This is a genomic window from Nocardia sp. CA-129566, from assembly GCF_050956075.1.
Lineage (GTDB): Bacteria > Actinomycetota > Actinomycetes > Mycobacteriales > Mycobacteriaceae > Nocardia.
This window is the reverse complement of record NZ_CP192085.1, coordinates 829,937-851,562: the sequence shown is the minus strand read 5'-3', so window position 1 is coordinate 851,562 and position 21,626 is coordinate 829,937. Positions and strand designations below refer to the sequence as shown.

Annotated in this window: 23 protein-coding genes; 10 read left to right on the top strand and 13 right to left on the bottom strand. The window is 65.5% G+C overall.

Going from position 1 to position 21,626, the window contains the following annotated elements; all coding sequences use genetic code 11:
* Positions 1-19: 19 nt before the first annotated feature.
* Genes ACQP0C_RS03950 through ACQP0C_RS03940 form a run of 3 tightly spaced genes read right to left on the bottom strand, consistent with a single transcriptional unit; the run spans position 20 to position 1,539 of the window.
* Complete coding sequence (locus ACQP0C_RS03950; RefSeq protein ID WP_433730636.1) at positions 20-571, bottom strand: hypothetical protein; 552 nt, start codon at positions 569-571, stop codon at positions 20-22.
* A 12-nt stretch (positions 572-583) separates the two neighbouring features.
* Positions 584-1,228: a hypothetical protein gene (locus ACQP0C_RS03945; RefSeq protein ID WP_433730634.1), complete on the bottom strand. Its 645-nt coding sequence runs from the start codon at positions 1,226-1,228 to the stop codon at positions 584-586.
* A complete protein-coding gene (locus ACQP0C_RS03940; protein ID WP_433730632.1) occupies positions 1,228-1,539 on the bottom strand; it encodes a hypothetical protein in 312 nt (103 codons plus the stop codon). The genes ACQP0C_RS03945 and ACQP0C_RS03940 overlap by 1 nt, the downstream gene beginning before the upstream one ends.
* Before the next feature lie 458 nt (positions 1,540-1,997).
* Between ACQP0C_RS03940 and ACQP0C_RS03935 the strand changes: the two genes are divergently transcribed.
* Positions 1,998-3,002: a hypothetical protein gene (locus tag ACQP0C_RS03935; RefSeq protein WP_433730630.1), complete on the top strand. Its 1,005-nt coding sequence runs from the start codon at positions 1,998-2,000 to the stop codon at positions 3,000-3,002.
* 23 nt (positions 3,003-3,025) lie between these two features.
* Positions 3,026-3,967 carry an inositol monophosphatase family protein gene (locus tag ACQP0C_RS03930; RefSeq protein ID WP_433730628.1) on the top strand — a complete coding sequence of 314 codons (942 nt, stop codon included), beginning with the start codon at positions 3,026-3,028 and terminating at the stop codon, positions 3,965-3,967.
* Between the two features lie 125 nt (positions 3,968-4,092).
* On the opposite strand, the gene groL is transcribed toward ACQP0C_RS03930, so the two are convergent.
* Positions 4,093-5,718: a chaperonin GroEL gene (groL, locus tag ACQP0C_RS03925; protein WP_433730626.1), complete on the bottom strand. Its 1,626-nt coding sequence runs from the start codon at positions 5,716-5,718 to the stop codon at positions 4,093-4,095.
* Positions 5,719-5,927: 209 nt separating this feature from the next.
* A complete protein-coding gene (locus tag ACQP0C_RS03920; RefSeq protein WP_433730624.1) occupies positions 5,928-6,227 on the bottom strand; it encodes a hypothetical protein in 300 nt (99 codons plus the stop codon).
* 199 nt (positions 6,228-6,426) lie between these two features.
* On the opposite strand from ACQP0C_RS03920, the gene ACQP0C_RS03915 reads away from it, so the two are divergent.
* Entirely contained in the window at positions 6,427-7,101 is a 675-nt protein-coding gene (locus tag ACQP0C_RS03915) for a suppressor of fused domain protein (protein ID WP_433730622.1), read from the top strand.
* A gap of 41 nt (positions 7,102-7,142) precedes the next feature.
* Positions 7,143-9,200 carry an NAD(+) synthase gene (locus ACQP0C_RS03910; RefSeq protein WP_433730620.1) on the top strand — a complete coding sequence of 686 codons (2,058 nt, stop codon included), beginning with the start codon at positions 7,143-7,145 and terminating at the stop codon, positions 9,198-9,200.
* 181 nt (positions 9,201-9,381) lie between these two features.
* On the opposite strand, the gene ACQP0C_RS03905 is transcribed toward ACQP0C_RS03910, so the two are convergent.
* The 6 genes from ACQP0C_RS03905 to ACQP0C_RS03880 form a co-directional block, all read right to left on the bottom strand.
* Positions 9,382-10,119, bottom strand: coding sequence for a Clp protease N-terminal domain-containing protein (locus ACQP0C_RS03905; protein ID WP_433730618.1), 738 nt, complete (start codon positions 10,117-10,119; stop codon positions 9,382-9,384).
* A 120-nt stretch (positions 10,120-10,239) separates the two neighbouring features.
* Positions 10,240-11,331, bottom strand: coding sequence for an NAD(P)/FAD-dependent oxidoreductase (locus ACQP0C_RS03900; protein ID WP_433730616.1), 1,092 nt, complete (start codon positions 11,329-11,331; stop codon positions 10,240-10,242).
* A gap of 82 nt (positions 11,332-11,413) precedes the next feature.
* A complete protein-coding gene (locus ACQP0C_RS03895) occupies positions 11,414-12,472 on the bottom strand; it encodes an RNA polymerase sigma-70 factor (protein ID WP_433730614.1) in 1,059 nt (352 codons plus the stop codon).
* A gap of 71 nt (positions 12,473-12,543) precedes the next feature.
* Positions 12,544-13,464, bottom strand: a complete 921-nt coding sequence (locus ACQP0C_RS03890) for a CDP-alcohol phosphatidyltransferase family protein (protein WP_433730612.1) — start codon at positions 13,462-13,464, stop codon at positions 12,544-12,546.
* Entirely contained in the window at positions 13,461-14,183 is a 723-nt protein-coding gene (locus ACQP0C_RS03885; protein ID WP_433682302.1) for a phosphatidylserine decarboxylase, read from the bottom strand. Before ACQP0C_RS03885 ends, ACQP0C_RS03890 begins: the two co-directional genes overlap by 4 nt.
* 101 nt (positions 14,184-14,284) lie before the next feature.
* Positions 14,285-14,557 carry a GlsB/YeaQ/YmgE family stress response membrane protein gene (locus ACQP0C_RS03880; protein WP_433730610.1) on the bottom strand — a complete coding sequence of 91 codons (273 nt, stop codon included), beginning with the start codon at positions 14,555-14,557 and terminating at the stop codon, positions 14,285-14,287.
* A 223-nt stretch (positions 14,558-14,780) separates the two neighbouring features.
* Between ACQP0C_RS03880 and ACQP0C_RS03875 the strand changes: the two genes are divergently transcribed.
* Positions 14,781-15,809: a beta-ketoacyl-ACP synthase III gene (locus ACQP0C_RS03875; RefSeq protein ID WP_433730608.1), complete on the top strand. Its 1,029-nt coding sequence runs from the start codon at positions 14,781-14,783 to the stop codon at positions 15,807-15,809.
* Between the two features lie 18 nt (positions 15,810-15,827).
* Here ACQP0C_RS03875 and ACQP0C_RS03870 read toward each other — a convergent pair whose 3' ends face one another.
* Entirely contained in the window at positions 15,828-16,520 is a 693-nt protein-coding gene (locus tag ACQP0C_RS03870) for an SIMPL domain-containing protein (protein ID WP_433730606.1), read from the bottom strand.
* A gap of 54 nt (positions 16,521-16,574) precedes the next feature.
* Positions 16,575-17,030 carry an SRPBCC family protein gene (locus ACQP0C_RS03865; RefSeq protein ID WP_433730604.1) on the bottom strand — a complete coding sequence of 152 codons (456 nt, stop codon included), beginning with the start codon at positions 17,028-17,030 and terminating at the stop codon, positions 16,575-16,577.
* A gap of 190 nt (positions 17,031-17,220) precedes the next feature.
* On the opposite strand from ACQP0C_RS03865, the gene ACQP0C_RS03860 reads away from it, so the two are divergent.
* The 5 genes from ACQP0C_RS03860 (at position 17,221) to ACQP0C_RS03840 (ending at position 21,550) form a co-directional block, all read left to right on the top strand.
* Positions 17,221-17,412: a hypothetical protein gene (locus ACQP0C_RS03860; RefSeq protein WP_433730602.1), complete on the top strand. Its 192-nt coding sequence runs from the start codon at positions 17,221-17,223 to the stop codon at positions 17,410-17,412.
* Positions 17,413-17,433: 21 nt separating this feature from the next.
* A complete protein-coding gene (locus ACQP0C_RS03855; RefSeq protein WP_433730600.1) occupies positions 17,434-19,101 on the top strand; it encodes an FAD-dependent oxidoreductase in 1,668 nt (555 codons plus the stop codon).
* Between the two features lie 14 nt (positions 19,102-19,115).
* Positions 19,116-20,621: an ATP-binding protein gene (locus ACQP0C_RS03850; protein ID WP_433730598.1), complete on the top strand. Its 1,506-nt coding sequence runs from the start codon at positions 19,116-19,118 to the stop codon at positions 20,619-20,621.
* Entirely contained in the window at positions 20,618-20,971 is a 354-nt protein-coding gene (locus ACQP0C_RS03845; RefSeq protein ID WP_433730596.1) for a UBP-type zinc finger domain-containing protein, read from the top strand. Before ACQP0C_RS03850 ends, ACQP0C_RS03845 begins: the two co-directional genes overlap by 4 nt.
* Before the next feature lie 132 nt (positions 20,972-21,103).
* Positions 21,104-21,550 (top strand): hypothetical protein, encoded by a 447-nt coding sequence (locus tag ACQP0C_RS03840; protein WP_433730594.1) that lies wholly within the window; start codon positions 21,104-21,106, stop codon positions 21,548-21,550.
* Positions 21,551-21,626: the final 76 nt, after the last annotated feature.

Sequence of the window (21,626 nt, the reverse complement as noted above, 5' to 3'; positions counted from 1 at the left end):
CACATCGTCGCTTGCCCGTTCAGAGGATCCTGAGTTGTCTATCACCGCGCCGACCCAGGACGAGCCACAAGCTCGAGCCGTGTCCGAGGGGTTGCGGTCCCTGACCGGCATCTGGGAATCCGGCAGGACCGAACACTACGGAGCGCCAGTAATCACCGTAGGATTCACTGACCGCCTGGACGTCGGCGCGGTCGTTGGTCGACATCCATGCGCTATCGGCGAATGCGAAGTGCACACGCTTGTGACCGGTGCGGAAATCGATCCAGTCCCCCGCGAGTTGACCGTCGAGTACCGGCGTGAATCCCAAGATGCCCGAACGCCATACGTGGTCGCGCAGCGTGATGTAGTGGCGTTGCGCTTTGCGGAACAATCCGATCGGGGCGTGGATGACGGCGCAGACGCGGGGGGCGAGTGCCGGCGCGGCGACGATCCGGGAGTTCTGGCGAACGATGACCTCATCGGCGTGGTGGTGGTAGGGATGGGTGCCGTGGTGTAGGTAGTGCGGCAGGAACAGGCGCAGGAACTGCAACCATGCTGGGGCGCTGTAGAACTGGACGGCGGGCTCGTGCAATGACGGGTGCGTCTACGGCGTACACGTCGCGGTAAACGAAGAACCGTAGGGCTTCAGCACGGTCGAAAACGTCCGGATCATGGTGTGCAGGCCGCTGTAGGCACCGCCGTAGGAGTAGACCTCGTGCAGCAGCGCCGACGCGCTGATGACATCGACAGGGTCGGTGACCAGTGCCGCGATGTCATGTGCCCAGCCGCGTACGAGTGCACACTTGCCGACCGTATTGAAGCGGTCGATGGTCTGAGTGAGGGAATTCGACGTTACGCCGGGTGCCTCGATGAGGGTGAGACGAACGTTGCGGGGCTCGACCTCGAGTTGGGATGCCAGGAAGGCGACGGCCGCTCCACCGCCAGGGCCGATCTCTATGACATGGGGATCGGAGTCGCCCACCCGAGTAAGCGCACGGTGGACGAGTAGACCTTTCTCATGGCCGTGGTCGTTGGCGGAAACATCGAGATAGGTGGCCGCCGATTTCTGTTGGTGGGCAAAGTAATTCGCTGTACCAATCATCGCGCACCGCTGGGTTCCGATCTCGGCGTGTGGCCGGTCGACACGTGGGCGGCTGAAGTGAGAGGTCGGGGCATTATTGGGGCGGTCAGGGAATTCGGTGGTGCCATCCCCCACGCATCCGAGTGGGCTACCGTGCACGAAGGTCATCAGTACTCCCGCGAAGCGTCCGGCTTCATCCGGCCCGCGTTGATCAGTGTTTGCCGTGCCGCCGCCTTACGCGGACATTGATCGGTCCGACATGCCTTGTGCCGCTGCATGGTCGAGTGCGCTTCGGTGAGGCTGAGCGCGTGGTCCGGTGCCTCGTGCGGCCACCCGCCAGGCCACAATCCGGCGTCGGGCTGGGGAGCACCAACCCGGTCGCGTCGGCGCGCAGCCCGCCATTCGTCCTGTACGCGGTCGATGATCGCTTGTACCGACGTGTCGTCGGACTCGGCCTCTCGCCACCAGTTGAATCCCATCGCGTCTCACCCCTGCCGTCTATGCGTGTTCTTGGTTGCACGCCACCCGGCGAGGCGATGAACACCGCTCACTGCTGGTGATGCATCTGCATTGGGAGAGGTCTCGGAGCGCGCCCGCCGGGTGGGTGCTGGATCCAGCGTCGCACCCGAACTGGCTCGTGACACCTGTGTGGCGGTTCAACCATCACCAGGTTTGTGGGTGCTCTGACCTGCAGTTTCGGCCATACATCCGCCTACTGCCCATCGGAATGGGTAAGTTCAACTGCCGCTGCGGTTCCTGAACACAAAGGGGGATGCACGTGGGAGTCTCATCAGGGGCGCGGAAGGCGAGACTCGTGCCGCAACCGTTGAGCCCGCAAGCACGCGGTCGAGAGATGGCCGCTGTGGGCAGGAGGTTGTGGGCCGAACTGGGGTCGGTAAGGAGCGCAGCTACAGAACTTTCGGCCCGGTACCCAGACGTGCTGAGTTTGCAGGCATACCGGTACGCGGCTGGCTTGTCCCAAGAGCTTGCAGCTGAGCGCTACAACGAAGTCACCGGTAATCAGACAAGTCTGGGCGGGACATCTATCAACGCTTGGGAAACGTGGGCGCGAGGTCGTGGCCAAGGATCGCCTCCGTCGTTCTCGAGTGTGCTGATCTTGTGCGCCGCCTATGGTCGCGGCCCGCTTGGAGCATCGGACGAACACGTGTCGCCAACCGAGTTGATCGCCGAGGCCTACGAACGCTTGCCGATTGAGGATCAGCTGTCGCTCAAGCAGTTCACGGCAAACACTCGAGCTCGATCGGGAACCGCGCCTGATCGGACACGCGCCAAATCATCGACAGACGAACTCGATTCGGTGTCGGACAGAATGACAAGGCAGGTGGGCGGCGAGTTCACTCTTTCGGTGCCCACTATCGAATATGGGAACTCCGACATCCTTGTATGCTCGCTACCAAATCCACAACCGGGTCAGTTGTTGGATTTGACATGGGAGACATTCGGGGACGGCATCGAACGACTGTCACGGCAAATCAAGAACGTTGGCAAACGCTTGGATGTCGACGCGTGCTTCGGCGTGAACGAAGCCGGTCTTGTGATGGCGACTTTCCTTGCTTCATCGCGCTTCTCTCGCTGCAAGATCGGCTACCTCCGTTGCAACAAGATCCGGGATGGGATCGATCTGGACGATGCATCATATTTTCCCGAAACCAGACCGGCACCCGCCATCTTTATCTGCGACTTCGAGGTCAAACACGCCGACGTGGTCGGCTATCTTGCGAGTCGGGTGAGGGCACAGTATCCGAAAGCCGAGCTGTACTTTGCCGTATTCGGCGCGATGACCAAAGGCCGTGACCTGGAAGTAGCTGGCTTCGATGATCTGACCGGAGCCAAAATCATGCGCGCGGCGGGCTTCGAAGCTATCTTTATCGCAGCCACGATGAGCCCACCCGGAATCGAACCTCCGCTGGAGTTGCGATGACACCCACACGAGGCGATAGCTCGATGAACAGCTCGAGCATGGCCCCCGACCTCGCGAAACGCATCGCCGCCGCAGTGCGCCAGATGATCGAAGAGATCCGTCCACAACTAATCGGTACTGCACTTACCGGCCGCCGCGCAGAAAATGAGAACCTACGTCATAAAGACAACTTCCTGTCCGACTATGACCTGTGGATGCATGAACGGTACAAAGAGGTGCTGGTCGAACATATCCCTTCGTTCGTTTACGCATCAGAGGAAGCCGATCCGGAAGTCATCGGAGATGAAGCCGATCCAGATCTATGCGTGTTGGTCGATCCTCTGGATACCAGCGAATTGGCAGTTCGTGGACTGTGCGGTTATACGCATATCATGGTTTACTCACGCGCCCTGGCCCGCCCGATCATTGCGGTGGTGGGAGATATTTTCCATCATGTTCAGATATATATGGCGACCCGGCAAAACAAAGGCCATGACCGAGCACTCATCATAACCGCCGACGGCCGCGAACACATTCTTGACAACCCCTCGGACACGAGCCTTTCCGAGGCACTCGTCACTAATTACATGATGCGCCCCGAACATCGATTTCAGCCGCTTGCCAGAGAACATCGACTTATCAAGGCCCTCAGCGAACCATCTCATGACGGAAAAGCGAGAGGTCGTATTGGTGTCGATTTCGGCTCGATTGGATTGTGTCACGTTGCCGCCGGATTCTCTGACGCGATGGTGGAATTTGCCAAGGGATTCGCAATCTGGGACCTGTCCCCTGGTCACTATATTCTGCACGCCGCAGGAGGCAGCGTGGTAGATCTGCACGGAGCATCAATCCCGCTGAACTACGATCTGGGTTCATTATCGGACATCAAGAACGCAATGAACCGGCGTCAAAAGTTCATTGCCGCCGGAAGTCTCCACCTGGCAAACGAAATTCGCGCGACGCTCCTGACCGAAGACCGCCGGTAGCCGCAAAGCTGGTGAGTCAGTGCGTGTCTCGACCGACCGCCCAGCTATTGCAAGAAAGGCCGAAGGCCGGTCCACCAGGTGGTGGACCGGCCTTCGGGGCTAAAGGTGTTGCTGGGGAGCGGGACTCAGAAGTCCATGCCGCCCATGCCACCGGTCGGGTCGCCCGCGGGAGCGGCGGCCTTTTCCGGCTTGTCGGCGACAACGGCCTCGGTGGTCAGGAACAGGGCCGCGATGGAGGCCGCGTTCTGCAGGGCCGAACGGGTGACCTTGACCGGGTCGGCGACACCGGCGGCCAGCAGGTCCTGGTACTCGCCCGAGTCGGCGTTCAGGCCGTGGCCCGCCGGCAGGTTCGAGACCTTCTCGGCGACAACACCGGGCTCGAGGCCCGCGTTGAACGCGATCTGCTTCAGCGGAGCCGACAGCGCGACGCGCACGATGTTCGCACCGGTCGCCTCGTCACCGGCCAGCTTCAGGTCGTCCAGAGCCGGAGCCGACTGCAGCAGGGCCACGCCACCACCGGCGACGATGCCCTCCTCGACGGCGGCCTTGGCGTTGCGCACGGCATCTTCGATGCGATGCTTGCGCTCCTTGAGCTCGACCTCGGTCGCGGCACCGGCCTTGATCACCGCAACACCACCGGCCAGCTTGGCCAGGCGCTCCTGCAGCTTCTCGCGGTCGTAGTCGGAGTCCGAGTTCTCGATCTCGGTGCGGATCTGCGCAACGCGGCCCTTGATGGCCTCCGCGTCGCCCGCGCCCTCGACGATGGTGGTCTCGTCCTTGGTGATGACGACCTTGCGGGCCTGGCCGAGCAGCTCGATGCCGGCGGTCTCCAGGGAGAGGCCGACCTCTTCGCTGATGACCTCGCCACCGGTCAGGATGGCGATATCGGCGAGCTGCGCCTTGCGACGGTCACCGAAGCCCGGCGCCTTGACGGCAACGGACTTGAAGGTGCCGCGGATCTTGTTCACGACCAGGGTCGACAGGGCCTCGCCCTCGACGTCCTCGGCGATGATCAGCAGCGGCTTACCGGCCTGGATGACCTTCTCCAGCAGCGGCAGCAGGTCCTTGACGGTGGAAACCTTGGAACCGACCAGCAGGAGGTACGGATCCTCGAGGACCGCTTCCTGACGCTCCGGGTCGGTCACGAAGTAACCGGAGATGTAGCCCTTGTCGAAGCGCATACCCTCGGTGAGCTCCAGCTGGAGCCCGAAGGTGTTGCTCTCCTCGACGGTGATGACGCCTTCCTTGCCGACCTTGTCCATGGCCTCGGCGATGAGCTCACCGATGGACGAGTCGCCCGCCGAGATACCGGCGGTAGCGGCGATCTGCTCCTTGGTCTCGACCTCCTTGGCGGTGTCGAGCAGCTTGGTGGTGACGGCCTCGACGGCCTTCTCGATGCCGCGCTTCAGGCCGAGGGGGTTGGCGCCAGCCGCGACATTGCGCAGGCCCTCACGTACGAGCGCCTGGGCCAGCACGGTGGCGGTGGTGGTGCCGTCGCCAGCGACGTCGTCGGTCTTCTTGGCGACTTCCTTGACCAGCTCGGCGCCGATCTTCTCGTACGGGTCCTCCAGGTCGATCTCCTTGGCGATGGAAACACCATCGTTGGTGATCGTGGGGGCGCCCCACTTCTTCTCCAGGACAACGTTGCGACCCTTGGGGCCCAACGTCACCTTGACCGCGTCGGCGAGGGCGTTCAGACCCCGCTCGAGGCCGCGGCGAGCCTCTTCGTCATACGCAATTGTCTTGGCCATGGCGTTGTTGAGATCCTCCATGTGTATGGCTGACACACAGGACGATCGCCGGTTGGATCGCCCCATTTACGCTGGCCAGGTTCGGTGCCCGCGACGGACGACCGAGGGTGTCGATGGAACCCGGTCTCACCGTCCCGACCTGGCACTCACACGTCGAGAGTGCCAAGCCCTTTTTAGCACTCAGGGGTATCGAGTGCAAGGTCCGCCCCTCAGGCCGACCGACGGTCGTCCACCCGGAGTATCAACGCGACGAACGCGTCGGCCCGGCGCTGCTCGGGCGTGCGTGGTTCTCCCTCATCGACCGTTACGAGTTCCGCATCGTTCAGCAGCAGCTCAGCCTCCACCCGCATGATCGCCCGAATGAACGGCGGCGCGACATCCGGCGGCAGGTCGCCGTTGATGATGTAGCTGCCATCGGGCTGCGATTCGGTGGACACATAGGTCATCGCGCGCTCGAGATCAGCGCGTCGTTCCCCCGCAACTAGGTCGGAATCCGCGACATCCGCCATTGCTATAGCTTACCGGTGCGCCGGATCAGGGCTTTTTCGACAGGCCGAGCAGTGCCCGATAGGCACCGGCAACGCCCCCGGCACGACCAGCAAACCGCTGTCCGCCAATCACTTCCGATCCGCGCATCGCGATGCGGGTCCGCGGAAGCCGGGAACCGGGTAGCGCGCCGGGCGGCTGTTGCCGACCTAAAGTAGCCGAGTGAGTGAAAGTCCCGGCTGGAGCGCTATCGACGCCGCGTTGGAACAGCTGTACCACGACATCGAACCCAGCCATTGGGGGACGCAGATGCCCTGGTCGCTCGGCGGTCCCGATCCGCTGGACGGCATCAGCGCCTATCCGCGCACCGAACCGGTTCCACACTGGCATTACATCAGCTATGGCATGACCGAACTGCACGAGAAGGAATGGGACAATCCAGATGAATCGGGCTGGGGATTCGAGTTCACATTCCGGCTGGTCCGACAGCCGCACGACCGGCAACCGCCGGTCTGGCCCGCCGACTTCCTGCAGAATCTGGCCCGCTACGTATTCCAGTCCGGGAATGGGTTCGCGCCCGGCCACACCATCAAGGCCAACGGTCCGATCGCCGCCGAGCACGCGGATTCGGATATCCACGCCGTCGCCTTCACCGTCGATCCGGAGCTGGGCGTCATCGATACGCCGCACGGGCGCGTCCAGTTCCTGCAGATCGTCGGGCTGACCATGCCCGAATACCGGGCCGCACAGGGCGGGCACACCCTCGCGGTGCTCGACGAACTGGCGGCGCACCTACCGCTGCTCGTCACCGATATCGACCGCGGACCGCTCATCGAGGAGCCGAAGACCAAGGCGACATGGCCGCGCTGGGGCGGGGGGCTGCGCGGGCGGGCGTAGATTTCGCAGCGGAAGATCAACGATCCCGAAGGGGGACGACCGTGCCCGAATTGCCGTTCGACTCGCTCTACCGGCACGGGTTCGCGCGGGTGGCGGTCGCGGTGCCGCGGGTCCGGGTCGCCGATCCCGCGTACAACGCCGAGCAGACGTTGGAGCTGGCGCGGCAGGCGGCCGCCGACGGTGTGGCACTGACCGTCTTCCCCGAACTCGGCCTGTCCAGCTATACCGCCGACGATCTGTTCCACCAGGACGCGCTGGCCGACGCGGTGGACGCGGCGCTCGAACGCGTTGTGGCCGCGAGCGCGCAGATCGATACGGTGCTGGTGGTCGGGGCACCGGTGCGGGCACAGGGGCGGCTGTTCAACTGCGCGATCGCGATCTGCCGCGGCACCGTGCTCGGCGCGGCACCGAAGAGCTATCTGCCGAACTATCGCGAGTTCTACGAGAAGCGCCAGTTCGCCGCGGCCCGGGAGACCCTGGACGACCACATCACGATCACGGGGCAGCGGGTGCCCTTCGGCGCCGATCTGCTGTTCACCGCGACCAATGTCGACGGCTTCGTATTCCATCTGGAGATCTGCGAGGACGGCTGGGTTCCATTGCCGCCCAGTGGATATGCCGCGCTGGCCGGCGCGACGGTGCTGGTCAATCTGTCGGCGAGCAATATCGTCATCGGCAAGGCCGACTACCGGCGCGCGCTGTGCACATCGCACTCCGCGCGCTATCTGGCCGCCTATCTGTATTCGGCTGCCGGACATGGTGAATCGACCACTGATATGGCCTGGGACGGACAGGCACTGGTGTGCGAGAACGGCGAATTGCTCGCCGAAGGCGAACGCTTCTGCGACCATCCCCAACTGGTCACCGCGGATCTCGACCTGCAGCGGCTGGCCGCCGACCGCATCCGTACCACCAGCTTCGCCGACAATGTGCACGATCACCGCGACCGGCTGATCCGGCTGCGGCGCATCGAGGTGGAGCTGCCCGTCCCGACCAGGACGCTGCCGCTGCGGCGCGAAATCCCGCGCTTCCCTTATGTTCCCAGCGATCCGAGGGCGCGCAACGAACGCTGCGCGGAGGTGCACCACATCCAGGTCGAGGGGCTGAGCACCCGCCTGCGCGCCACCGGCAGCCAGCGCGTCGTCATCGGCGTCTCCGGCGGACTCGACTCCACCCAGGCACTGATCGTCGCGGCCAAGACCATGGATCGGCTCGGGCTGCCGCGGACGAATGTGCTCGCCTACACCTTGCCGGGCTTCGCGACGAGCACCCGGACCCGCACCGACGCGCACGCGCTGATGGCCGCGCTCGGGGTGACAGCCCAGGAAATAGATATCCGCCCATCCGCCACCCAGATGCTGCGCGACCTGAATCACCCGGCCGCCGATGGTGTTCCGCAGTACGACATCACCTATGAGAATGTGCAGGCAGGCGAGCGCACCGCACACCTGTTCCGCCTTGCCAACCAGCACCACGCACTCGTCGTCGGCACCGGCGACCTCAGTGAACTCGCCTTGGGCTGGTGCACTTTCGGCGTCGGCGACCATATGGCGCACTACAGCGTGAACGCTTCGGTGCCGAAGACGCTGATCAAATACCTGATCGCGTGGGCCGTCGACACCGACCAGTTCGGCGATGAGGCGGGCAAGGTGCTGTCATCGATTCTGCAGACCGAGATTTCGCCGGAACTGGTCCCCAGCGACGACGCCACCGCGCCGGGCCAGAGTTCCGAGGCCACCGTCGGCCCCTACGAACTGCAGGACTTCCACCTCTACTACCTGCTGCGCTTCGGCTACCGCCCGAGCCGCGTCGCCTATCTGGCCCGCCATGCCTGGTCCGAGCGCGAGCGCGGCGGCTGGCCGGACCTCATCCCGGCCGACCAGCGCAATACCTACGACCTGCCGACGATCAAATACTGGCTGGCCGAATTCCTGCGCCGCTTCGTCCAGACCAGCCAGTTCAAGCGCTCCACCCTGCCCAATGCCCCGAAAGTCGGTTCGGGCGGCTCACTTTCACCGCGCGGCGACTGGCGCGCCCCCAGCGACGCCTCCGCCGCGGCCTGGTTGGACGAACTCGCCCGCAACGTGCCCGAGCACTGAGTTCAGGCTGCGACGGGCGGGCGGTATCGCACCGAAACCGACTCCCGGGAGCCGCGCCGCACCGATACCCCGCGCGAGCGAACGGCGCGCCGCTGCCGTGCCCTGGCCGCGTGCGCGCACCGAATGCCGATGACTATCCGGGCAATTCGACGTCGTCCGGCGGCGAACACGGCCCCGCCGTTCATGACTTCTCGGCGGCGATCACCGAAAGCAATTCGGCCAGATCGGCTTCGGCCTTCGCCTTGTCGATGCCGAGGTCGGACAGAATTCCGGAACCGTTCTCCTGTTCGAGCAGTGCGAGCAGGACATGTTCGGTGCCGATGTAGTTGTGTCCCAACCGAAGTGCCTCACGGAAGGTCAGCTCCAGCACCTTCTTGGCCTCGGCCCCGAACGGAATGAGCGCGGGCACCTTCGCCGGATCGGCGGGCTGCTGGGCGATGGCCGCCGTCGCCGCATCCCGGACGACGTCGAGTTCTACCCCTTGCGCCGTGATCTCCCGGGCGCCGAGGCCTTCCGGTTGCGACAGCAGGGCCAGCACCAGATGTCCGACCGCGATCTCGGGATTACTGGAGGCGCGAGCCGCCTCCTGGGAGGCCACCACCATCTTCCGCGCCCGCGGAGTGAACTTCGCGAAGCCCGCATTGGGATCCATGGCCGCGGCTTCGGCCGGATCGCCCGGCCCCTTCGGCACGAACCGTTTCTGCGCCGCCTGTTTGGTGACGCCCATGCTGGCGCCGATATCGGTCCACGAGGCGCCGGAGCGGCGGGCCTGATCCACGAAGTGGCCGATCAGATGATCGGCCACTTCGCCGAGATGTCCGGCCGCGACCACCGCATCGGAGAGTTGGTCGAGCACATTGTCCGGACGTGCCTTTTTGATGCCCTCGATCAGATCGTCGAGTCGTACGTTGATTGTCATGCGTCAACCATAGGTTGACGATTTGGCTTCGTCAACCACTAGTTGACGATCAGCGTGAAGATCGGGTGCGCATCGGAACACCGCCGGGCACAATGCGATTCAACGGCGCGTCGAGCACCGTCAGGGACGCGCCGCTCGCCCCGCGCCCTGGACGATCTGCTCCTTGAACCAGGCCGCCGTCCGGCCGGTCAGCACGGTCCGCGCCGGGGCGTCATCGTGGTGCAGGAACTGGACGACCCCATCACGACGGCCCAGGCTGATGCATTGGAAGTAGTACCGGAACCGCAGCTCACGGGGCTGGCTACCGGCCAGGCGCGCGACCAGGGCATCGGCCGCGTACTTACCGGTCGGCAGCGCGGTCGCGCAGGCCATCCGCAGGTCCCGGCCGCCGGGACCGGCGACCACCGCGGCGTCACCGGCCGCGTACACGTCGGGATGGGATATCGAGCGCAATGTCGCATCGGTCAGCACCCGGCCATGTCCGTCCACCGCGAGCCCCGCTCGCCGTGCGAGATCCGGTACGCCGAACCCCGCGGTCCACACCGTCGCCGCGGCCGCGAGCGCCGAGCCGTCGGCCAACCGCACACCATCCGGCGTCACCTCGATAACCTTTGCTTCCGAACGGATCTCGACCCCGAGTCGCTCGAGCGCCCGTTCCACATGTTGCTGCGCCCGCCGGGAAAGCCAGGACGCCGGCGCCTCCGAGCCGAGCAGCACCACCTGCGAATCCGGTTGGTACTCGGCCAGTTCCGCGGCCAATTCGATACCGGTAGCACCGCAGCCGACCACCACGATCCGCCCCGCCGGGATGGCGGTCCGCAGCCACTGCGAATCCTCCGGCGTCGCAACCGAATACGCGTGCTCGGCCACGCCCGGCACATCGGCGTCGTTCGTACTGCCCAACGCGTAGATGAGCGAGTCGTAGTCGAGGGTCCGCGCGTCGTCGAGGATCACCTGCTTACTCGCGGTGTCGATACCGTTCGCTCGAGCGCGCACGAACTGGATCCGCTTGGGCTCGAGCAGCTCTCGCAGATCCCACTCCTGGATCGACTGTCCGACAGCGTATTGGTGCAGTCGCACCCGTTCGACAAAGTTCGCGCGGGCGTCGACGACGGCGATGTGGGCCTCGCGCGCGATGCGCGCCAGCCTGCGGGCCGCCGCCAATCCCGCGTATCCGCCGCCGAGGATGACGATTCGATGCTGTCCGGTCATGATGTGGCTCCCTTTCGATCGGCCGACACCCCTTAGACTGGACAGCCCTCCGATCCCTGACAGCTACCGGACATGACCCGCGTCACTGTGCGGCCGCCCCGTCCACCCGGCCGACATAGGACAGCTTGTCCGGATTGAGGATCAAACGCAGCGCGGTCACCACCTCGTCGAGGATGTCGACGGCCACGACCAGGACCGGCTCCCCCGCCAACCGGACCACGACCGCGAGCGCGCCGTTGATCTCCTCCAGCGTGATCACCATGCCCGGCGCCTCCCAACGGAACAGACCGGCCAGGTAGCGCGCGACCGCGGCCACCCCGACGACCGGCCGCCGAGCCGCGGTGACCAGCCCACCGCCGTCCGCGGTCGAGGTGACGTCGGCGGCGAGCATGCGCTCCAGCGCCGGCAGATCCCCGATGCGCGCCGCCTTCAGGAAGCGCTCGATCAGCTCGCGGGCCTGATCGGCCGCAACGTCGAAGCGCGGCCGCCCCTCGCGCACCCGCACACTCGCCCGACGGAAGATCTGCTGGGAATTGGCCTCGGATACCGCGAGCATGTCCGCGATCTCCCGATGGGCGTAGCCGAATGCCTCGCGCAATACGAACACGGCCCGCTCGATCGGGTTCAACCGCTCCAGCGCCGTCAGCAGCGCCAGCGATACCAGCTCGCGCTCCTCCACCGACTCCAATGGCCCGAGCTCACCGCGCGCGGTCGGCACCGGCTCCGGCAGCCACGGTCCGACATAGGTCTCCCGGCGGGCCCGCGCCGAAACCAGCCAGGTCCGGCACAGATTCACGATCGCGGTGCTCAGCCAGGCCTCGGCCGAGCGAATCGTGGCGCGATCGGTGCCGTCCCAGCGCAGGTAGATCTCCTGCACCGCGTCCTCGGCCTCGGTCGCGGATCCGAGCATCCGATAGGCGAGCGCGAACAGGCGCGGCCGATGCGCCTGGAATTCGCGCAGTCCGTCCGGTTCCACCGCCACCTTCTTCCGTGCTCGGCCGCCGAAGATGACGGTACCGGTCGGGATCGCCGCGGCCCCGGGGAGTTCGGCGGGCGACCCGATGGTCCGGCCGCCACCGAAAACCCGGCCGAGATCGAACCCCCAGCACCCGAAACCCCCAAGCGCCGCAACACTACTCATGACTGCGTCTCGGTCATAGCCGCAGCATTCCCGCCCGGTCTTGATGATTCCTTGACAAATGCCAGACGAACTCAGTCGGCCAGATCGTCTACCTCGCGCTCCTTACCGGGACTGCGCAGCCGCAGCCGACTCGCCCCGCGGATCGCCGCCCCGCGGATCGCGGGACGCGGAATCGCGGGCCGTCGCCGCTGCGCCCGGCGCTGGGCCCGGCGTTCGGATGGCTTGTGCTGCCAGGTCTCCGGACGCGCGGCGACCCAGCGCTGCGAATGCCAGGCGAACGGGATATGTCCGAGGTACACCGCGACCAGCACCAACAGCAAGACGATCGGATAGGTGACCAGCAGCGCCGCCGCGAGCGCGGTCAGCACCAGCAGTCCGGCCGCGGCCTGTGGCGCCACCGATACCGACTTCATCGCCAGCGTCGGAATGGTGCTGACCGCCAAGGCCGCCGCGAAGACCGTCCAGGCCGCGACCTCATAGAAGCCGACCCACCAACCGTCACCGAACTGCACATACAGTCCGATCGGCACCAGCGCGATCAGCGCCGCCGCCGGAGCGGGCACACCGACGAAATACTCGCGCGACCACTCCGGTCGCGTGTCATCGTCGAGCAGCGTATTGAACCTGGCCAGCCGCAAAACAATGCTCACCGCGAACACCAGCGCGATGATCCAGCCCGCGCTGTTGCTGTCCAGCAACGCGATATAGAGCACCAGACCGGGCGCGACACCGAAGGAGATGGCGTCGGAGAGCGAATCGAGCTCCGCGCCCATCTTGGTGGTGGCGGCCAGCATCCGGGCCAGCCGTCCGTCCAGCGTGTCCAGCACCGCGGCCGCGCCGACCATCGCCAGGGCGATATCGAGTTTGTCGTCCAAGGCGAACTTCACCGCGGACAGTCCGGCGCACAGCGCCAGGATTGTCACAATGCTCGGCAACAGCCGGATGGTCCGGCGCCTTCGCTGCGGTGTTGTTGGCAGGGCGTGCTCCATCATGAGTCGGTCGAAAGTACGGCCAGCACGGTCTCGCCCCCGATCGTGCGCTGTCCGGGTTCGACGAGCAGTTCGGTGCCCGCCGGGAAGTAGGTGTCGACACGGGAGCCGAAACGGATCAGGCCGTAGGTATCGCCAATGGTCAGCTTGTCACCGACCTGGGCGTCGCAGACGATGCGCCGCGCCAGCAGACCCGCGATCTGCACGACCACGATCTGCGCGCCGCCGGGGGTGTCGATGACCATGCTGTTGCGCTCGTTCACCGCACTGGCCTCGGGCAGATCCGCGGAACGGAAGTGGCCGGACTGGTGCAGTACCGTGCGCACGTTCCCGGAGATCGGCGTGCGCTGCACATGTACGTCCAGTACCGAAAGGAAGATGCTCACCCGCGGCAGCGGCGCATCGCCGAGGCCCAGTTCCGCGGGCGGCGCCGCGGTATCGACGAGGGCGATCTCACCGTCGGCCGGGGCGACGACCACACCGGCCCGGTTCGGCGGCACCCGGTTCGGATGCCGGAAGAAGGTCGCACAGGCCGCGGCGGCCAGCAGACCCGTGCGCCGCACCCACTTGCGCTTACCGCCGAGCACCGCGACCGCGAGCGGCGCAGCGACAAAGGGCAGCCCGGCGGGGTGTAGCGGGGGAATCGCGGCCCGGACCAGATCGACGACATGGCCGACTCCGGTCGTTTCGGGCGTGCCGGGCGGGGTGGGACGGCGTGCCACAGGCTCCTCTTTCGTACTCGATGCAGACGGATGCGCCCCTCAACGATAGGTCCGGCGCAAGCGTTCACACCTTACGGGAACGGAGCCTGCGGCACCCGCTCTCAGTGCACGGCTTTACGGCCGGTGAACAGCCTGACCAGGAACAGCAGAATCACCGCGCCACCGAGGCAGGTGAAGAAGCTGAACCAGAGTCCGCCGCCCTCGACATCGACGCCGAGCAGCTTCAGTAGAAATCCGCCTAGTAGCCCTCCGACGACGCCGACCACAATGTTGAGGAGGATGCCCTGCTGTGCATCCGTTTTCATGATCTTGCTGGCAATCCAGCCCGCGAGACCGCCGATGATGATCCACCCGATAATCCCGAGTCCGAGCATGGTGTCCTCGAATCACTAGTTGGGCGCAGCGCCGCACCACAGGGCGTGCTTCGAGGGTATACCCGCCGAATGTGAGAATACGCACGCCCATTCCGCGCACCTCGGGCTAATATGAGGGGGCCTCATGTCTACGGGCACGTAGGTAGTGGGCCGATGAGGGACTCATTTCGATGCTTCGGGGTACAACCCGGCGGCGCCGCCGCAGGTACATAGGAGACGCACAATGGCCGCTCGAATCGCCCAGACAACGGGGTCAGAGCACACGGCGATCCTCGGGCTCGGCGTATACCGCCCCGCCCGAATCGTCACGAACGACGAAGTGGCCGGGCCGATCAACTCGAGTGACGAGTGGATCCGCACCAGGTCCGGCATCAAGACCCGGCGGTTCGCCTCGGAGGAGGAGACCATCCAGTCGATGAGTGTCGCCGCCGCGCGCGACGCACTCGAATCCGCAGGCGTCGAGGTCGACCAGGTCGATTGCGTCATTGTGGCGACCTCCACCCACCTGCTGCTCACCCCGGCCGCCGGACCGCGGATCGCGACCGAGCTCGGGATGAACGGGGCGGCGGCCTTCGACGTCTCGGCGGGCTGCGCGGGCTTCTGCCACGCACTCGCGATGGCCTCGGATCTGATTCGCTGCGGGACCGCCCAGCATGTGCTGGTGATCGGGGTCGAGAAGTTGACCGACACCGTGAATCCGACCGATCGCTCCACCGCATTCCTGTTCGCCGACGGCGCGGGGGCGGTAGTGGTCGGCCCATCGGAGGAGCAGGGCATCGGCCCGACGGTGTGGGGTTCGGACGGCACCCAGCACCACGCGATCCGCCAGGACAAGGACTGGATCGAGTACTTCCGGGAAATCGACGAGAAGGGCCTGGACGCGGTGCGGCCCTATCTCGCGATGGAAGGAACGGCGGTATTCCGCTGGGCCGCGCATTCGCTGGAAAAGGTGTGCCGCGACGCCATCGATCGCGCGGGCCTGTCCACCGATGACCTGGACGCGATGATCCCGCACCAGGCCAATGGCCGGATCATCGAGATCATGGCCCGGGTGCTGAAGCTGCCCGAGCACTGCGCGCTGGCCAACGACATCGAGGAGACCGGAAATACCTCGGCCGCGTCGATTCCGCTGGCCATGGAGGCGCTGCTGCGCAACGGTGAGTCCAAGCCCGGCGACACCGCGCTGCTGATCGCCTTCGGCGCGGGTCTGTCCTATGCCGCGCAGGTTGTCACGCTGCCGAACTGGCAGTAGCGATCTCGCGGTAGGAATTCAGCCAAGGCCCCAGGTGACCTTCACGGTGAAGGTCACCGTCTGGGTGCCGGGTTCCAACTGAAGCGACTCAGGGGCGCCGGCCTTCGGGTTGGTGTCTTCGCGGCTGCTGGCCTCGTTGATGGTGATGACATCGGTCAGCTTCATCCCGGCCAGCACCGCGTACTGATCGGCCCTGGACTTGGCGTCGGCGAAGGCGCGCGAGCGCGCGTCGGCGAGCAGCTTCGAATTGTCCTCGATCGCGAAAGACACCCCGCGCATCCGGGTTTCATTGCCGCCCGCCTTGGTTCCGGCGTCCAGAATCGCCGAACCCTTGGACAGATCGCGGATCACGATATGCACCGAGTTGGTGGCCCGGTAGCCGGAGATGACGCGTCCGTCCGGACCGTACTGCGGCTGGATGGAGACGTCCTTGGTCTGCACATCCTCGCGGGCGAGTCCGGCGGCGACCATGGCATCGGTCATCGCCTTGGACTTTTGATCGGCGCCGGAGATGGCCGCGGAGACATTGTCGGCGTTCACCTCGACACCGAGATCGGCGTTCAGGGTGTCCGGAGCACCGCGGACCTGACCGGTGCCCACCACCGTGACCTCGCGCTCGGGTGCCGAATCGGATTTACCGCATCCGGTGAACAGCAGGGCCGAACCGACTACGGCGACAATGACTACCGAATAACGCGTATTGGGTCGCATAGTCGCAACCTACGCATCCGGCGCGGCCGAGCGCGGGAAAACACACTGCGCCGACTAGACGGACGCCTCGACCACAGTCTTGATCTTGCCGAGCGTTTCGCGCATCCCGCGTTCGAGCAGGTCCTCGAACGGCGCCTCGCCGCCGAGCGCGGCATCGATGGCCCGGCGGGAGAACCAGCTGGTGCCATTGGGCACATCGCGGCGTTCGATCAACCGGGTGCCGGTGGCGGTCGGCTCCAGCGTGTAGCTCCAGACGCTGTAGTTCTCGTTGATGCGAAATGCGAAGGCCTGGTTGGGCTCATAGCGCACAATGCGCGCGGTGGTCGGCCAGTACTTCTTGCCGTCGGTGTTGAGGTTGATCGTCCAAGTGCCCGCCTTCGGCGTGCCGAGCGCGACCATCCGCACACACTGCGGGCTGAACTCCCGCATGCGCTTCAGATCGGAGACAACGGCCCACACCCGTTCCGGCGGCGCGGCGATGTCGATCGCGGCTTCGATATTTTTCGGCAACGCTGCCTCCGGGAACCTCTAGCACTACTTGACGATTAGGCAACATCCTAGACGGCGGCCGTTGGAAGACGAATGGGTCACTATTTCACGATTTGTTTGCCCGCCCTTGTAATAGCGCGCGCACAATATTGGATAGATGAAGCATCAGACACTGCCACAAGCTTTTCCGTCCAGCGTGAGGTGATCGGCCGTGAAACTGCGCTCACTCTTACATCGTCGACATGCGGACCAGGTCCCGCTGCTTCCTGCTATCGAACCCGAGTTCACAAACGCCAAGGGCTTCGCCACGCCGCGCAGCAAGCGCAAGATCGTGCAGGAAGAACGACTGGAGCGCCTGCTCACCCCCACCGAACTCGACTTGGTGCGCGAACATCGAGTTTGACGAGCATTCCATACTCAATACGTGACTTCACCCGCTGCTACGAAGCCGGCCATCCTCAGTGTCGACGACGATCCGGGGGTATCCCGCGCGGTCGTGCGCGACCTGCGCCGCCGATATGGGGCCGATTACCGGATTCTGCGGGCGGAATCGGGCGCGGAGGCGCTCGACGCCCTGCGTGAGATGAAACTGCGCGGCCAGCCGGTCGCGGTACTGATCGCCGATTTCCGGATGCCGGGCATGGACGGCATCGAATTCCTCGAGCAGGCCATGGATCTGCACCCTTACGCGCGTCGGGTGCTGCTGACCGCCTATGCCGATACCAGTGCCGCGATCGATGCGATCAATGTCGTCGACCTGGACCACTACCTGCTCAAGCCGTGGGATCCGCCGGAGGAGAAGCTGTATCCGGTGCTCGACGGACTGCTGGAGGCCTGGCGCAGCAATGACCACAAACCCGTCACCGAGACCAAGGTGGTCGGCAATCGCTGGTCGCCGCGGTCATCGGAGGTGCGCGAGTTCCTGGCGCGCAATCAGCTGCCCTACCGCTGGTATCTGGCCGAGGAGCCAGAGGGCGCGCGGCTGCTGGAGGCGGCGGGCGCCGATCCCAATATCTGTCCGGTGGTGATCACCTCGGCCGGGCAGGCGCTGGTGCAGCCCAGCGACGGCGAACTCGCCGAAAGTGTCGGTCTCACCACCAATCCGACCGGCGACTTCTATGACCTGATCGTGGTCGGCGGCGGACCGGCCGGACTCGGCGCCGCGGTGTACGGCGCGTCCGAGGGACTGCGCACCGTGCTGGTGGAGCGCACCGCGACCGGCGGACAGGCCGGACAGAGTTCGCGCATCGAGAACTACCTCGGCTTCCCGGACGGCCTGTCCGGCGCGCAGCTGGCCGACCGGGCGCGGCGCCAGGCCGCCAAATTCGGGGCCGAGGTGATCACCACGCGCGAGGTGGTCGGGCTCGAGGTGAACGGATCCGCGCGCACCGTGCGCTTCGCCGACGGCGGGCGGCTCTGCGCGCATACGGTCATCATCGCAACAGGTGTGGACTACCGGCGCCATCCCGCCCCGGGCGTGGACGATTTCACCGGGCGCGGGGTCTATTACGGATCGGCCATGACGGAGGCCTCCGAATGCGCCGACCACGATGTCTACATCGTCGGCGGGGCGAATTCGGCGGGTCAGGCGGCGGTGTTCCTGTCCCGCAACGCGCGCACGGTGCACCTGGTGGTCCGCGCGGATTCACTGGACAAGTCCATGTCGCACTATCTGATCCAGCAGATCGCCGCGATACCGAATATTCGCGTGCACACCAATACCGAGGTGACCGCCGCCGACGGCGAGGATCACCTGCAGTGGATCGTGCTGCGCAATAACGCGACCGGTGCGGAAGAAAAGGCGGAGGCGGAACGGTTGTTCCTGTTCATCGGCGCCGCACCGCAGACCGACTGGCTCGACGGAGTGATCAAACGGGACGAGGCGGGCTATGTGCTCGCCGGTCCCGATCTGCTCGTCGACGGGGCCAGACCGACGGGCTGGGAGCTACCCAGGCCGCCCCACCATCTGGAGACCAACGTGCCAGGGGTTTTCGTGGCGGGTGACGTCCATGCCGACTCGGCGAAGCGAGTGGCATCGGCGGTCGGTGAGGGCGCGATGGCGGTCATGCTCGTGCATCGGTACCTGGCGTGATAGGAGGCTGGACCATGAATTCGAGGGAGACGGCGGATCGCAGCAGCCATTTGGTCTGCGATCCCGAAGAGCTGCGCAGTCTCTTTCTGTTCGAGAAGCTCACCGAGGCACAGCTGGATCTGCTGTGCGCCAACGGACGCATCGAGATCGTCGAGCCGGGCCTGGTCTTCCGCGAGGGCGATCCGGCCACCTGCTTCTACGTCATGATCGACGGCGAGGTGCAGCTGACCAAGCTCTCCGGCGGTGCGGAGATCGAGACGTCGCGCACCGACTATCGCGGTGCGTATGCGGGTGCGTGGACCGCCTACCTCGGCGACAAGGTCGACCAGACCTACACCAGTTCGATGTATGTGACCCGGCGGTCGCGGTTCTTCGTACTCGATGCGGGCGCCTTCGCGCGGATGATGCACGAGTGGTTCCCGATGGCGGTACACCTGCTCGAGGGCGCGTTCTTCGGTAACCGCAACAATCTCGAGCGAATCAACCAGCGCGAGCGGCTGCTCGCCTTGGGCTCGCTGTCGGCGGGCCTGACCCACGAGCTGAACAATCCCGCCGCCGCCGCGGTGCGCGCCACCGCCGGACTGCGCGAGCGGGTCGCCGGCATGCGGCACAAGTTGGCGATGATGGCCCAGGGCAAATTCGACACCACATCCCTGGAGGCGCTGGTGCGCCTGCAGGAGGAGGCCGCGGCCCAGGTCGCGAAGGCGCCGGAGCTGACGACCCTGGAGGCCTCCGAGCGCGAGGACATCCTCAGCGAATGGCTCGAGGACCACGCGATCGCCGACGGCTGGAATCTGGCGCCGAATTTCGTGCAGGCCGGCTTCGATGTGGATTGGCTGGAACGGGTTTCGGCCACCCTGGAGGGCTGCCCGGACCAGGTGTTCCAGGGGGCGATCCGGTGGCTGAACTACACCATCGAGACCGAACTGCTGATGAACGAGATCGCCGACTCGACCACCCGCATCTCCACCTTGATCGGTGCGGCCAAACAGTATTCGCAGATGGACCGGGCGCCGTTCCAGGTGGTCGATATCCACGACCTGCTCGACAGCACGCTGGTGATGCTCAGTCGCAAGATCGGCGACGGTGTCAAGGTGGTCAAGGAGTACGACCGCACGCTGCCCGAAGTGCCTTGCTACGCGGCGGAATTGAATCAGGTGTGGACCAATCTGATCGATAACGCGGTGTACGCGATGAACGGTAGCGGCACGCTGACCATCCGCACCCGGCACGAAAACGATTGCGCCGTTATCGAAATCGGCGATACCGGGCCCGGCGTGCCCGCGGAGGTGCGCAGCCGTATCTTCGAACCGTTCTTCACCACCAAGCCGGTGGGCGAGGGCACCGGTCTCGGCCTGGATATCTCGTTCCGGATCGTGGTGAACAAACACCACGGTGACATTCGGCTCGACTCCGAGCCGGGCAACACCAGATTCACCGTGTGGCTCCCGCTGCACCGCCCCGAAGAAACCGACGACATCGAGGCGCAGTCCGTAGCCGATACAGGAGGTCAGCGATGACGCAGGAACTGGATGGCATCGACCCGGCGGTCGCGCCGAGCGGTCCCGGCTGTATGGAATGTGAAGCGGCCAATGGCTGGTGGGTCCACCTGCGCCGGTGCGCGCAGTGCGGGCACATCGGCTGCTGTGACACTTCGCCGCAGCAGCACGCCTCCAAGCATGCCAAGGACACCGGACACCCGTTCATCCAGAGCTATGAGCCGGGCGAGGATTGGTTCTTCGATTTCCGCTCCGACGAGATGTACAGCGGCGGACCGGAACTCGCGCAGCCGACGCATCATCCGGTGGACCAGCCGGTGCCGGGTCCGCGCGGCCGGGTGCCCGCCGACTGGCAGGAGCATATCCACTGACATCAGGGATCGTTCGGACAACCGCAAGGGGCGCACCGCACTGTGGGCTCCATGACACCCAGCCGATCGAACCCGGTACCCTGCACCGGACGCGCCGGAGACTCCGGCGCCGCGAGTTACCGGGGAACGCACGTGATCAAGCGAGTTACCGCCATCGCCCTGGCCACCGGGGCGGTGGCCTTCGCGCTGGCCGGATGTGGCAGTTCGGACGATTCCAGTACCGACGCGAACGGTCTGCGCAAGGGCACGCCGGGCACGAGTGCGCCCGCGAGCACCACGGCCGCGCGCCCGACCGGTACCGCACCGACATCGAGCGCCGACGCACCGACCACCACGAAGACCACGGCGGGCAATTCCTCGCTCGGCCCGGCGTCGAGCACCACCTGCGGTGAGTTCAAAAAGTTGGACAGCACCGAGGAGAAGGGGCTGATCGAGAAGGTGCTCGCGGAGAATCCGGGCAGTGCGTTCGAGGGCAGCCCGAATGTCGCCCTCGGCACCGCCAAACTCGTCTGCCTGGCCCCCACCTATGCCGACACCCCGGTCGCGGTGGCCGCCGGGATCGTCGAAAAGGACAAGTAGGCGGATCGGCGCCATCGGCATGAACGCGGAACGCGCGCACGCGCAGACGAGCTCCCGTGCCCGCGTTCGGCCGACT

Bases quoted from the DNA above. Each gene is read 5' to 3' on its own strand.
- ACQP0C_RS03945 (WP_433730634.1), bottom strand. From the start codon at position 1,228: ATGACCTTCGTGCACGGTAGCCCACTCGGATGCGTGGGGGATGGCACC.
- ACQP0C_RS03940 (WP_433730632.1), bottom strand. From the start codon at position 1,539: ATGGGATTCAACTGGTGGCGAGAGGCCGAGTCCGACGACACGTCGGTA.
- ACQP0C_RS03930 (WP_433730628.1), top strand. From the start codon at position 3,026: ATGAACAGCTCGAGCATGGCCCCCGACCTCGCGAAACGCATCGCCGCC.
- groL (WP_433730626.1), bottom strand. From the start codon at position 5,718: ATGGCCAAGACAATTGCGTATGACGAAGAGGCTCGCCGCGGCCTCGAG.
- ACQP0C_RS03920 (WP_433730624.1), bottom strand. From the start codon at position 6,227: ATGGCGGATGTCGCGGATTCCGACCTAGTTGCGGGGGAACGACGCGCT.
- ACQP0C_RS03905 (WP_433730618.1), bottom strand. From the start codon at position 10,119: ATGACAATCAACGTACGACTCGACGATCTGATCGAGGGCATCAAAAAG.
- ACQP0C_RS03900 (WP_433730616.1), bottom strand. From the start codon at position 11,331: ATGACCGGACAGCATCGAATCGTCATCCTCGGCGGCGGATACGCGGGA.
- ACQP0C_RS03895 (WP_433730614.1), bottom strand. From the start codon at position 12,472: ATGAGTAGTGTTGCGGCGCTTGGGGGTTTCGGGTGCTGGGGGTTCGAT.
- ACQP0C_RS03890 (WP_433730612.1), bottom strand. From the start codon at position 13,464: ATGATGGAGCACGCCCTGCCAACAACACCGCAGCGAAGGCGCCGGACC.
- ACQP0C_RS03880 (WP_433730610.1), bottom strand. From the start codon at position 14,557: ATGCTCGGACTCGGGATTATCGGGTGGATCATCATCGGCGGTCTCGCG.
- ACQP0C_RS03875 (WP_433730608.1), top strand. From the start codon at position 14,781: ATGGCCGCTCGAATCGCCCAGACAACGGGGTCAGAGCACACGGCGATC.
- ACQP0C_RS03870 (WP_433730606.1), bottom strand. From the start codon at position 16,520: ATGCGACCCAATACGCGTTATTCGGTAGTCATTGTCGCCGTAGTCGGT.
- ACQP0C_RS03850 (WP_433730598.1), top strand. From the start codon at position 19,116: ATGAATTCGAGGGAGACGGCGGATCGCAGCAGCCATTTGGTCTGCGAT.
- ACQP0C_RS03845 (WP_433730596.1), top strand. From the start codon at position 20,618: ATGACGCAGGAACTGGATGGCATCGACCCGGCGGTCGCGCCGAGCGGT.